Genomic DNA, 14213 nt, shown 5'->3' on the forward strand with positions numbered 1-14213 from the left:
TGCCATCTGTACGGAAAGAAAAGAAGAGGGTTTTGAAAGATATGGCAGAACGTAAAGTGGAACTGCTTGTTCCGGCAGGTAGTCTTGAGGTATTAAAGGTTGCAGTAGATTATGGTGCGGATGCAGTCTATATTGGCGGACAGGCATATGGACTTCGTGCAAAAGCAGATAATTTTTCGATTGAAGAAATGAAAAAGGCTGTGAAATATGCGCATGCAAAGAATGCAAAGGTATATGTGACAGCAAATATATTTGCACATAATTATGATGTTGAAGGAATGAAGGCATATTTTGAACAGTTGAAGGATACCGGTGTCGATGCGGTTCTGGTATCAGATCCGGGTATTTTTATGCTGGCAAAGGAAACCATGCCTGATATGGAACTTCATATCAGCACCCAGGCAAATAACACGAATTACCTGACGTATAACTTCTGGTATAATATGGGGGCAAAACGAGTGGTCACAGCCAGAGAGCTGTCACTTGTGGAGATTAAACAGATCAGAGAACATATTCCGGAGGATATGGAGATTGAGTCCTTTATGCATGGAGCAATGTGCATTTCCTATTCCGGACGCTGCCTGCTCAGCAGTTATTTTACAGGCAGAGATGCAAATCATGGAGCATGTACACATCCATGTAGATGGAAGTATCACATTGTAGAGGAAACAAGACCGGGCGAGTACATGCCGGTCAATGAAGATGACAGGGGTACTTATATTTTTAATTCCAAAGATCTTTGTATGATTGAGCATATCCCGGAAATGATCGATGCCGGAATTGACAGCTTTAAGATTGAGGGAAGAATGAAAACGGCACTATATGTTGCAACGGTAGCAAGAACCTATCGTAAAGCAATTGATGACTATATGGAATCCCCGGAGCTGTACCGGTCAAATATGGAATATTATAAATCAGAAATTGCAAAATGCACATACCGTCAGTTTACAACTGGATTTTATTTTGGAAAAACAGATCAGGATTCTCAGATCTATGATAATAACACATATATTAAAAACTGTACTTATATAGGCAATGTACAGGAGGTTACAGAGGACGGACTGGTTGCATTTGAACAGAAAAACAAATTCTCGGTCGGAGAAGAGATAGAATGTATGAACTTTGATGGAACCAATACGGTCTGCCGGGTTGAGGAGATCTACAATGACCGGATGGAACCGATGGAATCAGCACCGCATCCCAAGATGCAGTTGTATGTAAAGCTGGACCGCCCGGTATCAGCGGGAATGATACTCAGACGGCAGGAGCTTTCGGAATAGGTCAGGCTTCAAGCTGCCTGCGGATCTTCTGTAATGCCCGTTTTTCGATCCTGGAGACATAGGAACGGGAAATCCCCATCTGGCTGGCAATCTCTTTCTGTGTGCGTGGAGGGTGACCGTATAGACCATAACGACGGATGATAAGGCTGGCTTCCTGCTCGGACAGACAGTGCTTCAGACAGTATGGAAGACGGTTTATGTGGTAAGTATGCACCATAGAATCCAGAATGGTTGCTTCATCCTGACTGATGATGTCGATCAGATTGATCTCATTTCCTTCTTTGTCGGTACCGATCGGTTCAAACAGGGAGACTTCGCGGGCGTATTTTCTGGAGTGACGGAGCATCATGAGCAGCTCGTTGTCGATACACCTGGAAGCGTATGTGACCAGACGGTTGCCTTTGGCATGGTCGTAGGAATCGATCGCCTTGATAAGACCGATGGTTCCGACAGAGAGCAGATCATCATTGTCGGCGGTTCCAATGTATTTTTTTGCAATATGGGCGACCAGACGCATATTGGATTCAATCAGAATCCGGCGTGCATCGGCATCCCCTGCCCTGCATAATTTCAGATAATATTCTTCCTGATCCGGTAAAAGGGGTTTTTTAAATGCCTGCATAGAAAATAGACCCCTAGCGATTTGTATATATTTTATGATTAAAATGTGGAAAAAGTGCATATCCCAAAAAATAAAATTGGTAAAATGTGAAAAAAATTAAAAAAAATTGACTAAATTCTGTTCAAAATGTTTAATTTTTTATTAGATTGTGCTATACTCTGTAAGTGATGCTTGTATATTTCAGAAATGTAGGAGGGACAGACCGGTATGCGATTAGGAATGGGTCGTAAAAAGATTAGAATAGGTGATATTCTCGTAGCGGCAGGAGCTATTACAGAAGAACAGTTACAGGAGGCTCTGGCATATCAGAAAGAGAATGGCGGAAAACTCGGAAATGTTCTTGTTGATCTTGGTATGATCAGTAATGAGATTCTGATAACGCTTCTGACACAGCAGCTTGGCATTGATTACATAGAATTAAAGGGAGCAAAGATAGAAGAAAAGGTGCTTCATCTGGTTCCGGAGAATATGGTAGCAAAATATAAAGTTATTCCTATCGAGATCGATCCGGATAACCCGAATATTTTAAAACTTGCCATGTCAGATCCGATGGATATCAATGCGATCGATGATATTGGGCTTGTAACCAATATGCAGGTGGAGCCTATGCTTGCAACAGAGGATCAGATCAATGATGCCATCGGCAAGTACTACGGAAGCTCCAAAGCAATGGAAGCGGCTGAGATGTATCGTCAGGAACAGGCGGATGCACTTGGCGGCGGAGATGAAGATGAAGTAAATGAAGATATAGATAATTCTCCTATCGTTCTGCTTGTAAAACAGATCATAGAAGGTGGAGTTCGACAGAGGGCGTCCGATATTCATATTGAGGCATTGGAAAGCAGTGTTCGTGTCCGTTACAGGATCGATGGTGCATTAAAACAGGTTATGTCCTACGACTTAAGTATTCTTGCGGGTATCACAGCCCGAATCAAGATCATCGGTGGTATGGATATTGCAGAAAAGAGAAAACCACAGGATGGTCGTATCACGATCTTTGTAGATCGTAGAGAGTTTGATGTCCGTGTATCTATCCTTCCGACTGTATATGGAGAGAAGACGGTTATGCGACTTACCTCCAAGGACGGACTTACAAAACCGAAGAGCGGACTTGGCCTGGATGAGGATGAGATCAAGGTATTTGATGGAATCCTGAGTAATCCACACGGAATCATCCTTGTAACAGGACCTACCGGTTCCGGTAAATCAACGACACTGTACACATCCTTAAGTGAGCTGAACAAAGAGGATGTAAACATTATCACAGTAGAAGACCCTGTCGAGGCGAATATCAATGGTATTAACCAGGTACAGGTAAATAATAAAGCAGATATGACATTCGCAGCAGCCTTAAGATCCATTCTTCGTCAGGATCCGGATATCATAATGATCGGAGAAATTCGAGATGGTGAGACTGCTCAGATCGCGGTTCAGGCCGCTATCACAGGACACTTGGTTGTATCAACACTCCATACAAACTCAGCAGCAAGTACGATCACCCGTCTGGAAGATATGGGAATCGAACCTTATGTTGTAGGTGATGCGGTTGTAGGTGTTATTGCCCAGCGACTTGTAAGAAGACTGTGCCCAACCTGCAAACAGCCTCGTCTCGTAGAAGATGAAGAGAGAATAGTACTCGGTGTGCCGGAGGATGAAGAAGATGTTATCATCTATGAGCCGTCTGGCTGTCCGTTGTGTAATGATACAGGATATTCAGGACGAATCGGTGTATATGAGATGATGCCGGTATCCAAAGCGCTGCAGGCGGTTATCTCGACCGGAGCGACAGCGGATAAGATTGAAAAACAGGCACTTGCAGAAGGTATGCTTACTCTGAAGATGGGTGCTGCCAAACATGTGCTGAATGGAATCACCTCCATGTCAGAGATGAAGAAGATCGTATATACAACAGGTGATGAATATTAAAAGATCCGGTCCGGTGATAAACCGGCATGGATGAAAAAGATTTTTAGCAGAGAAGAATATGTGATCAGGCTCTGTAAAAATAAAATTGAAATTATGAATGCAACAAAGAAAGGAAGGAAACAGTATGCTGGATATGAAAGAGCTCCTGGCATTCTCGGTTGAGGCAAAAGCGTCGGATGTACATATTGCCGTAGGCATACCACCGAAACTCAGAATCAATGGACGACTGACAGAAGTTGAAGTTCCTCCGCTTACACCGGCTGATGCGGCTGAAGCAATCGGAGCAACGATGAAAGAGAGACATGTAGCAATTTTAAAAGATAGAGGTGAAGTCGATTTCTCATTCGATTCACCAGAAACCGGTCGTTTCCGTGTAAACGTATATATGGATCGTGGTAATATGGCTGCGGCATACAGACGAGTAGAAACACAGATTCCAAGACCGGATCAGCTCGGTATTCCGAGAGAGGTTGTTGAATTATACAAGAGAAAAAGGGGTCTGGTACTTGTAACAGGACCTACCGGTTCCGGTAAATCAACAACACTTGCTTCTATTATTAATAAGGCAAATGAAAACCTGACCGATCATATCATTACACTGGAGGATCCTATCGAGTATATTCACCATCACAACAAGGCAATCGTTAATCAACGAGAAGTTGGTATGGATACACTCAGTTATGCGAATGCTCTTCGTGCAGCGCTCCGTGAAGATCCTGATATTATTCTTGTAGGAGAGATGCGAGATCTTGAAACGATTTCAACAGCGATCACTGCAGCCGAGACCGGACACCTGGTATTCTCGACTCTGCATACGATCGGTGCGGCAAGTACGATCGATCGTATTATCGATATCTTCCCGACAAACCAGCAGCAACAGGTACGAGTACAGCTTGCAATGGTACTGGAAGGTGTTATTTCCCAGTCACTGCTTCCGACAGCGAACGGACAGGGACGAGTTGCAGCATTTGAAGTAATGCTTGCATCACCGGCGATTCGGAGCCTGATACGAGAAGCGAAGACACATCAGATCCAGTCGACGATCCAGACCAGCAGACAGCTCGGAATGATCACAATGGATGATGCATTGTATGATCTGTTCTCGTCCGGCACGATCACCAGAGAGATGGCTATGACATATGCACAGGATCAGCAGTATCTCAGAAAGAAGATCAACGGACAATAAGATGTACAATCCTTTTGTGCAATTCTTACAAAAAAAACTGCAATCATAAGAAATTATTGAATGTGGTTGAGAAATATAGTAATATAACAAGTATAGTATATGTAAAAGTCCGTGAATTTACGTGCACTTTTAGCTGGTAATAGTAGAAAACTATTACAAAAAAGAAGAAATATGACAGGGTCGGAGGAGAAACAATGGCAGTATTTAACTACAAGGTTGTTGACAAAAATGGTAAGAATAAAAAAGGTACCATTGAGGCCCCGAACAGAGATGGAGCGGAGAAGAAGCTGAAGGCAGATGGTTATGCGATCATGAGCCTGACAGAGCAGAACAGTCCATTTTCAGGGGGTTTGATTAAGAAGAAGGTAAAATCAAAAGATTTGGCAGTCTTCTGTAAACAGTTTTCAGCAGTTATAAGAGCTGGTGTTACGATTATATCAGCACTGGAACTGATGGGAGACCAGATAGAAAACAAAACACTGCAGAGAGCAGTTATGGATGCAAAGACATATGTTGAAAAGGGTGGAACGCTTGCAGATGCACTTCGTGTAAACTCAGAGGTATTTCCACCGATCATGATCAACATGGTCGCAGCCGGAGAGTTATCCGGTAACTTGGAGGTCTGCCTCGACAGACTGACAGAGCACTTTGAAAAAGATAATGCGTTATCGGCGAAGATCAAGGGTGCGATGACATATCCTATCGTAGTGTTCATCGTTATGATCATCGTAGTAATCGTGGTAATGGTAATGGTTATCCCTAACTTCTCAAGTATGTTTGCGGAGATGGGAACACAGCTTCCGCTGGCAACACGAATTATGGTAGCGGCAAGTAATTTCATTATACATAAGTGGTGGCTGCTGATCATCATCGTTGCAGCTATCGTTGTTGGCTGCAAGGCATTCAAGAGAAGTTCTGTTGGCGAACAGCTTTTCGCGAATATGGCGATCAAGATGCCGATTTTTGGTAACCTGACGATCAAGTCAGCATGTTCCAGATTTGCAAGAACAATGAGTACACTGATGGCATCCGGTATTTCCATGATCGATGCTGTTGAACAGGTGGCAAAGATGATGGATAACAAGATCATCCGCGATGGTCTGTTAGATGCCAAGACGCAGGTAGCAAAAGGTATTCCACTTTCCAAGCCATTAAAGGATATGGAAATGCTTCCCCCAATGCTTTCTGCCATGACAAAGATCGGTGAAGAAACCGGTGATATTGAGGAGATGCTCAGTAAGGTTGCTGACTACTACGATGAAGAAGTAGAAGAGGCAACAAACAAGCTGACAGCAGCGATGGAACCATTGATTATGGTAGTCCTTGCATGTATCGTAGGAATGATCGTTGCGGCTGTATACGGTCCTATCATGAGTATGTACAGTGCACTTGACCAGTACTAATACAAGTCCTATTACATATTATAGTATTGATTAGATCCGGCAGTACGAGGATGCTGGTTTTAATATAGCATCGAAAGATGCATCAACAAACAACAAAGAATATCAATTTAAAAGGAGAGAACAATTATGAAGAAGAACAACAAAGGTTTCTCATTAGTAGAGTTAATTATCGTAATCGCTATTATGGCAATTCTTGCAGGTGCTCTTGCACCAGCCCTTATCAAGTACATCAACAAGTCAAGAAGAAGTGCTGATATTTCAAATGCTGATACAATCCGTACAGCATGTCAGACAGCTATGTCAGATGAAGATGCAATGGTTGCAATCGGAACAGGCGTTACAGGCGCAAGCGTTTCAGACCTGAAGTCAAGCTACGGTGCATTCAGCACAGAGATCAGCAGCATTCTTGGTAACAGCACAATTACTTCAAAGTACTTCGACAAAGGAAATGAATTCACAGTTGATATCAATGTAGCTGGTAACACAGTTATCGTTAAAGCTGGTTCTCAGCAGGTTTCACCTCAGCCATAATAAAAGGCGGGCATAGTGAACAGATGTAAGGATCTGATGTTAAACAGATAATCATTACATCAGTCAGACATCAGAAGGGTGATGAATAAGTTGGTAAGAATCCTCGTTTTTCGATCTTGTTTGTCGCCCTTCAAAATTGTCTAACAACATGGAACGTCAACATGTATGAAAAATATGCATGTTGGCATCTCTTTCATGGTCACACGTTTTATATAAGCTTTATATAATAAGAAGAGATTTATATAACATACGAGTGACTATTTTGCAGTCAGCGGTTTTATATTGTTTGTGTCTGAAACGAATAAATGTAGAAAGAAGAAACGCGAATGACAACGGCATTGAACTAATGGCGGCAGCCGGCTTACAAAAGAAGCTGGAAACTGAAAAATAGGCATGAAAGATGAACGGGTCAATCATCCGTGTGCTTATGATTAAAGGTGACAGATTGTTTACCTTTCAGCCTGTACATACAGGCATATTGTATTTTATTTTAAGTGGGGTGAACAGCTTGTAGGCTGGTACTCAGGCAATTGGAATATACATATTCCACAAAAAACTACTGATTAGCGAGGGAGGCTATTTAAAATGGCGAGTAATAACAAAGTCTTAACAATCGACATCACAAATGAAAGTATTACTATTACAGAAGTAACAGCTTCTGAAAAAAAGACTTCCACAGTTCATAATGCCATCATCTTCGAGACACCGGAAGATGCTTATGAAGATGGTTTCATTAGAGACAAGGAAAGAATTGCAGAGGCGATCAAATCACAGCTTGCTGCAAACGGAATCACTAACAAGAACGCAATATTCGTTCTTACCTCTACAAAGATCGTTAACAGAGAGGTTCTTGTACCTTTCGTTAAGGAAAACAAAATTAAAGGAATTATTAATGCGAACTCATCAGAGTATTTCCCTGTTAATATAGAGGATTACACAGTATCCCATTCTGTATTAGAGACAGTTACTGATGAAGAAAATAACAAACAGTTAAGAGTTCTTGCAGTTGCAGCACCAACCAGTATGGTTCGTTCATATTATGAAGTTGCAGCACTTGCAGGACTGAAGGTAGTTGCTCTTGATTACATTGGAAATGCCATGTTGCAGTTGATCAAAACACAGACCAGCGAGAACATGACGACTATGGTAATCCAGTTAGGTAGCGAATCTACTGTACTTAATATCGTAAAAGGAGATATCCTTCTGTTACAGAGAACTGTACCATATGGTACCAATGTTGTTGTAAATGAAGTAATGGATGCAAAGGGTGTTGATGCTACAACAGCAATGACATTACTCCAGAATGAAAGACTGATCACGGTTGATTTTGATGATAATGCGATCACAGGATCTTTCCGTTACCTGATCAACAACATTGGCCGTGTAATGGATTTCTTTGCATCAAAGAATCCTGATAAGCCGATCGATGATGTATTCCTGACAGGTGATGGCGCCCTGATCAAGGGAATTGATGGTCTTTTCAAGGTACAGCTCAATGTTTCAACAAGAGTTATGGACAGTTTATTCAATATCAAATTTGACCCAAAGATTGATTTGAAGATATATAATCCTGTATACCTTATGGTTCCAATCGGTGCTGCTTTTGCACCTATGGGATTCACAATTTCAGAAGGCGGAGCTTCCGGCAAGAAGGAAGGTCAGATGGATACAACTCCACTGGTAGTTGCATTCCTGATCCTGGCTGTGTTAGTGGCAGGCGGATTAACGGCTGTGTCATTTGTATTAAAGAATCAGGCACAGACAGAGCTGGATGATGTAAATAAGAAGATCGCTTCTATTCAGGATATTGAGACGATCGTAAAGGATTATGAAAATGCAGAAAGCGTTTATGTTGATGCCATGAGCATGTACAGCTACACAAAGAACTTGAATGAGAATGTTGTAACATTTATCACGGCTTTGGAAGAGAAGATGCCAAAGGGAACTGATATCACAGCATTTGAATCCGATTCAACAGGTGTTTCAATTTCAGGAACAGCAACAGAATATGATGATATTGCAGGACTTGCGATCAGCTTAAAAGAAATTGACTGTATTGATAACTCATTCATTGGAAGTATCACAGAAAATGTAGATGAAGACACAGGTAAAATAACATATGATTTCACAGTAACGTGTATCTATGTTGACGCATCAGCGGCAGATGCTGATACAACTGAAACAGATGCTACATTAGCTGAGTAAGGGAGGGCATAGAACATGGATGCAATGACAAAAGGACAAAGAAATTTATTATTATTTTTACTCGGTGTTGTTATTTTATTTGTGCCGATCAGATTTGTGGCATTAAGCAATTTTGATGACCGTAAAGAGCTTGTTTCAAAGAAGGATGAACAGCAGGTTTATTATAACAGCCTGAAAGCAAAAGATGTAAACAGAGATCAGTACATCAAGGATACAGAGAACTATAAGAAAGAATATGAAGCAATCCTTGCAGAATTTCCATCAGAGATCTATCAGGAAAATACAATCATGTATTTACAGGGGATCAAGGACGAATATAAGTTCCGTTTCACAGATGTATCAATGGGAGAGGAACAGCTCTTCTATACACTTGGAACCGGTGCTGTTGGTGATGCTACATTAGATGGTGCAGCAACAGGAACAGCTTCTACAGATGCAAATACTACAGCAGCTACAACAGCAGCTACAACAGAGACTGCAGCCGCTGGCACAGATGCTACTGCAGCAGTAGCAGGAGAAAATAATTTCAACTGCTATTCAGCAAGCTTCCCGGTTACATATTCAGGTTCTTATCAGTCTGTTAAAGATGTTGTTGATTACATCGAGAAGAGCGATTTCCGTATGACAGTTGACTCTATCTCAATCGCATTTGATGAGGAGACTGGTGATTACACAGGAGATATGTCATTCTCTGAATATGCTGTTACAGGTGGAGACAGAACCACAGATCAGGTTAACGTAAATGTTCAGACCGGTAAAGATAATATTTTCGGAAATCCAACCGTAAAGAGTAGTACGACAACTACAACTACAGATAGCAATCAGTAGGATGTAGACTTGCAACCCGTAGATTCGATTTGAACGGAGTGAGAAGTAAGAATGGCAAAGAATAATAACAAAGGCTTTAGCTTGATTGAAGTAATCATAGCTGTAGCAGTATTTGCTATATTAATTGCTCCCCTTACCGCCCAGTTGATTTCAGCGATCAATGTCAATACGAAGTCAACAAAGAAACAATATGCGATTGAAAAAGCTGAAGAGATCATGGAAAGCTTTAAAACTGCAAATATGAAAGGAAGTGCCATCAGTATCCCTGATGGCAATTCTACAGGTAATTATGAGTTTGGTCTGGATGATTCCCAGACACAGACTTATACCCTCCCGGAAAGTGCGGGAACTGTAGATTATCACATTAATACATATTCATGCAGTGGAATATCGCTCGGGGGAGAATACGAGAAGTATGATTGCACAGTAACTGTAAATGATATTGCGCATGCAGTTGCAACAAAGGGATATGTATGGGATGCCAATACAAATGACCTGAAGAAAGACGGTTCTGAGTATGTCCACCTTACATCAGGTGTTGGTACAGTACGTAATCTTGATAACAAGCAGTCAGCGATCATTGCTGGAGCAACCTATATGGGAGCAACCAGTGGTATAGAAGGAAACAGTCTGGATAATCAGGCAGCGGCATATTTTAAAGATGTGAAAGTGGATATCTTAAAGGGAAATTCCGTTTTATATAATCAGTATCTGTCCGGTGCTACCTATCTGGATAATGATTCGTTCCAGAAAACAACCACGATTAAGGTTTCAAAGACTTTATCCGGTTATATGGTACAGTGTTTTGTAGAATATCAGGATAAACCATCGTTTAATCCTATCATTAAGGCATACGCGAATGGAATTGCAAGCGATACCTATAAACCGGATGGAAAATATGGAGAGGGAATTGTATATCAGAAGGAATACAAGACACTTCCTCCAATCTATCTGTTATATGCACCTGCAGTATGTAATGGTGTATATTGTAATAATGATTATATCAGAGTTGAGACATCAGGACTTGATGATGATGAAAAAGCAAAGATCTACTTATTTGAAACAATTGCTTCAATTGATCCGAAATATGAGGAGATTATTTGCGATACACTTGGCGTAAGCAGTATTGACAGTCTGGTTTACCAGAGCACCAGTCATACAAGTTCGCCTTCTTCTGTTAAGGTATATGTGAACCGCACTGGTGATGATACCAAGGGAAAGATTGAGGCATATTCAAACTTCGGAACTGAGTATGATGAAACAGATACAACTGCTATTAAAGTTAAGAACACATCAGATGATACAAGTGATGAAACATACCTGTATGATATTCATGTTACATTGACAGACAGTAATGGCAATAAGACAGAAATATCAGGAACAAGGGGGAAATAAGAGATGCTGAAAAAGTTAAAAAACAAGCTTAAATTAGCGGATAACCGCGGCTCGAGTTTTGTCCTTGTTATTGTATCAGCAACTTTCTTAAGCATACTGGTGTCAGCATTGTTAATGGGAACTCTTTTGGCATATAAACTTCGTTTTTATAAGCTGAATTCCCTGAATAACTTTTACAGTGTTGAAAAAGCCATGGATGAGATATATGCCGGAATTGGTGCAGCGACAAATGAGCATTTGTATTCCGCGTATACGACAACGGCTGAGATTGTTGTGTATTACAAGGATGGTCAGTATAACAATCTGACAGAAGATGAAGCGAATGATCTGTTTAAGCAGTTCTTTATGCAGGGTATCAAATCAGATAAGACATTCAGCAATATGCCAACTCTGATCGAAACCTTAAAGGGCTATATTACAGATCCGGATGTATCACTTGCCTGTGACAATCTGAGAATTGTATTCAAGGATAAAGAAGGTCGTGAAAAGTACATCAAATATGTAGCTGGAAAGAATGGAAAAGTTACAGGTGTAGCAAGCGCCAATACGATCGATGAGAATAATATCGAAGAGATTACATTCAGAAATATTGGTGTAAAGCGTACGATTACATTAAGCAGCACAGATTCCGCAAGCGGAGCAATGGCACCTGGAACCTATGTACAGACGATCACAACCGATCTTGTATTAAAGAAACCGGAATATAATGTTTCTTTTGATATGGCAGGTGCAAACAGTGACAGCTTATATAATTATGCATTGCTTGCTGATATGGGACTTCAGGTATCCGGAACAGCAGCAGATACAGAAGTAAATATAAAGGGTAATATTTATACTGCTTCTGACTATTACAATAAAGATTATAACGGAAAAACAGATACAAAGGTAACAAATGAATACAGCCGTACAGTCGAAACCAAATGGGGATCAACAGATGAGAGTGCATATTCCGGTATCTTTGTACAGGGTGACAGAGCGAATCTGACACTGAACTCCGATATTATCGTTAACTCAGGATCTCTCGCAGCTTTTGATGGTGCGAAGATTAATCTTTCAGGACGTACATCCCTGTTATCAGAACTCTGGACCGATAACATCATCATCGGAGGTGATGAGGGCGGACAGATCAAAGCGGCAGCAAATGCTTATGTATATGATGATACAGAGCTGAATGCAGAGAAATCTGAGCTTACATTTACAAGAGGAACTTATTTTGGATACAGCTATACAGCAGATGACGTAAGAAGCATTAACCTTCTTCGTACATCCGGTAACCTTGCAACAGGATTCAAATTAAAATCACACTTCAGTGACAGTGCGATCATTGTCAATGGAAAGAATTCAACTCTGGATCTTTCAAGTCTGGAATCTCTGTATATTGCAGGTAAGTCCTATATCGAATTCTCCAAGATCGCAGCAAATACGATCACAGATGAGAAAGAAAGAAAAAACTTTGGTCTTACGAAAGATTCTGATTATGCATTCACAGCATTAAACGATTATTCAACCGGTCAGTCTCTTGATGTTAAGTCCAATCAGTTGATCTTCCTGACACAGTGGGATCTGTATGATAATACTGAGGTTGTGGATGAGAACGGTTATACACATGTAACATTAAAGTTCCCTAAGACATTTTCAAATGATGTCCAAATTAACAAGCTGTATACTGATTTCGTAAAACAGCTCACATCTAATAATTATATTGTAGAAGCAATCAAGGAGACAGTTTCCGGACATGATTATTATTATCTGTACATTCAGGATGGCGATAAAGATAAGGATGGAGTAAACGATGCTGAGGAGTTTGTAGAGAAGTATTATGATCTCTTAAACACAGGCATCGATGAAACGAAAAAGAAATTGTACAATGTTGCTAACTATGAAAATTTTGAAGTTAAATTACTTCTGCCAAGCAAAGATGGTGATGTGGATGGAAGCAAGATCAAAACAAGTGGAGCTGTAACTGCTCAGAACAGTGACAATTCATTATTTGTTAAGGCATCTGCAGATACATCTCTGCAGGTTGATACAGCATTAAAAAATGCAACAGGATCAAAGACATTCTCAGTGTTACTTGGTAATAAGGGTATTACAGAGAATAATAATACATTTGCAGATATTAAAAAGAATTCAGAGGCACTTGGTGATCAGACCACTCTTAGCAAAGAGGAGAAGGTCAGCAATCAGATCAATTATATGTATATCAATATGAAAGATCATCTGTCTGTAGTAGATAAAAAGGATGATACAGATACAGATGTTTCTGCATGGGAAGTGGCCGGATATACAAAGAACGGAAGTACATACACATACGCTCCGATCAAAGGATCTGACGGAAAGAACCTTGATACATTTGATTACAACTACAGTCTGACACCTCTTACCAAATATGTTGATTATGATAAGATCTTCTCCAAAAATCTTAGTATCAACAAGGTAGAGCCAGAGACAAATGCAGTTGTTATCATCAATGCAAATGATGTAACATTAAAATCCACAGCCGCTGATGGTGCTTTACAGGGTATCGTTATCTGTGGTGGTAATGTAACATTTGATAAGAGTGTAAAGTCATTCCGAGGAATGATCATATCAGGTGCAAAGATTATCTGTAACAGCAGCGTAGATATCTCAGCAGACGCATCCTTTACAGCAACTGTACTGGAAGAGTGTTCCAAGAGTGATGTAGAAGATCTGAGTCTGATCACAAGAGAGATCTTAAAGAACTATGTTAAAGTAGACGATAAAAACAATTCAGAGGTTTCTGGTTCAAGCTTATCAGACATCTCTTATAGCGACATTCTTGCATTCCAGAACTGGAAGAAGAATGTAGAGTAGGA

Annotated in this window: 10 protein-coding genes; 9 read left to right on the forward strand and 1 reads right to left on the reverse strand. The window is 40.7% G+C overall.

The window, feature by feature from the left end:
- Positions 1-41 precede the first annotated feature (41 nt).
- A complete protein-coding gene (locus DWW85_RS02260; protein WP_117807443.1) occupies positions 42-1280 on the forward strand; it encodes a U32 family peptidase in 1239 nt (412 codons plus the stop codon).
- A 1-nt stretch (position 1281) separates the two neighbouring features.
- On the opposite strand, the gene sigK is transcribed toward DWW85_RS02260, so the two are convergent.
- Positions 1282-1962: an RNA polymerase sporulation sigma factor SigK gene (gene sigK / locus DWW85_RS02265; RefSeq protein WP_117807369.1), complete on the reverse strand. Its 681-nt coding sequence runs from the start codon at positions 1960-1962 to the stop codon at positions 1282-1284.
- A gap of 147 nt (positions 1963-2109) precedes the next feature.
- On the opposite strand from sigK, the gene DWW85_RS02270 reads away from it, so the two are divergent.
- The 8 genes from DWW85_RS02270 (at position 2110) to DWW85_RS02305 (ending at position 14211) form a co-directional block, all read left to right on the forward strand.
- Positions 2110-3828, forward strand: coding sequence for an ATPase, T2SS/T4P/T4SS family (locus tag DWW85_RS02270; RefSeq protein ID WP_117785448.1), 1719 nt, complete (start codon positions 2110-2112; stop codon positions 3826-3828).
- A gap of 97 nt (positions 3829-3925) precedes the next feature.
- Complete coding sequence (locus DWW85_RS02275; protein ID WP_278286973.1) at positions 3926-5014, forward strand: type IV pilus twitching motility protein PilT; 1089 nt, start codon at positions 3926-3928, stop codon at positions 5012-5014.
- A gap of 194 nt (positions 5015-5208) precedes the next feature.
- Complete coding sequence (locus DWW85_RS02280; protein WP_117807370.1) at positions 5209-6417, forward strand: type II secretion system F family protein; 1209 nt, start codon at positions 5209-5211, stop codon at positions 6415-6417.
- Positions 6418-6543: 126 nt separating this feature from the next.
- Entirely contained in the window at positions 6544-6948 is a 405-nt protein-coding gene (locus tag DWW85_RS02285) for a prepilin-type N-terminal cleavage/methylation domain-containing protein (protein ID WP_021943486.1), read from the forward strand.
- A gap of 585 nt (positions 6949-7533) precedes the next feature.
- Positions 7534-9153 (forward strand): type IV pilus assembly protein PilM, encoded by a 1620-nt coding sequence (pilM, locus tag DWW85_RS02290; protein WP_117807371.1) that lies wholly within the window; start codon positions 7534-7536, stop codon positions 9151-9153.
- A gap of 15 nt (positions 9154-9168) precedes the next feature.
- Positions 9169-9981: a hypothetical protein gene (locus DWW85_RS02295; protein ID WP_117785446.1), complete on the forward strand. Its 813-nt coding sequence runs from the start codon at positions 9169-9171 to the stop codon at positions 9979-9981.
- 51 nt (positions 9982-10032) lie between these two features.
- Complete coding sequence (locus tag DWW85_RS02300; RefSeq protein WP_117807372.1) at positions 10033-11376, forward strand: prepilin-type N-terminal cleavage/methylation domain-containing protein; 1344 nt, start codon at positions 10033-10035, stop codon at positions 11374-11376.
- Between the two features lie 3 nt (positions 11377-11379).
- Complete coding sequence (locus DWW85_RS02305; RefSeq protein ID WP_117807373.1) at positions 11380-14211, forward strand: hypothetical protein; 2832 nt, start codon at positions 11380-11382, stop codon at positions 14209-14211.
- Positions 14212-14213: the final 2 nt, after the last annotated feature.

It is taken from the genome of Clostridium sp. AF17-21AC (genome assembly GCF_003461365.1).
Taxonomy (GTDB): domain Bacteria; phylum Bacillota; class Clostridia; order Lachnospirales; family Lachnospiraceae; genus Coprococcus; species Coprococcus ammoniilyticus.

Bases quoted from the DNA above. Each gene is read 5' to 3' on its own strand.
- DWW85_RS02300 (WP_117807372.1), top strand. From the start codon at position 10,033: ATGGCAAAGAATAATAACAAAGGCTTTAGCTTGATTGAAGTAATCATA.
- DWW85_RS02275 (WP_278286973.1), top strand. From the start codon at position 3,926: ATGCAACAAAGAAAGGAAGGAAACAGTATGCTGGATATGAAAGAGCTC.
- pilM (WP_117807371.1), top strand. From the start codon at position 7,534: ATGGCGAGTAATAACAAAGTCTTAACAATCGACATCACAAATGAAAGT.
- DWW85_RS02270 (WP_117785448.1), top strand. From the start codon at position 2,110: ATGCGATTAGGAATGGGTCGTAAAAAGATTAGAATAGGTGATATTCTC.
- DWW85_RS02295 (WP_117785446.1), top strand. From the start codon at position 9,169: ATGGATGCAATGACAAAAGGACAAAGAAATTTATTATTATTTTTACTC.
- DWW85_RS02260 (WP_117807443.1), top strand. From the start codon at position 42: ATGGCAGAACGTAAAGTGGAACTGCTTGTTCCGGCAGGTAGTCTTGAG.
- DWW85_RS02285 (WP_021943486.1), top strand. From the start codon at position 6,544: ATGAAGAAGAACAACAAAGGTTTCTCATTAGTAGAGTTAATTATCGTA.
- DWW85_RS02305 (WP_117807373.1), top strand. From the start codon at position 11,380: ATGCTGAAAAAGTTAAAAAACAAGCTTAAATTAGCGGATAACCGCGGC.
- sigK (WP_117807369.1), bottom strand. From the start codon at position 1,962: ATGCACTTTTTCCACATTTTAATCATAAAATATATACAAATCGCTAGG.
- DWW85_RS02280 (WP_117807370.1), top strand. From the start codon at position 5,209: ATGGCAGTATTTAACTACAAGGTTGTTGACAAAAATGGTAAGAATAAA.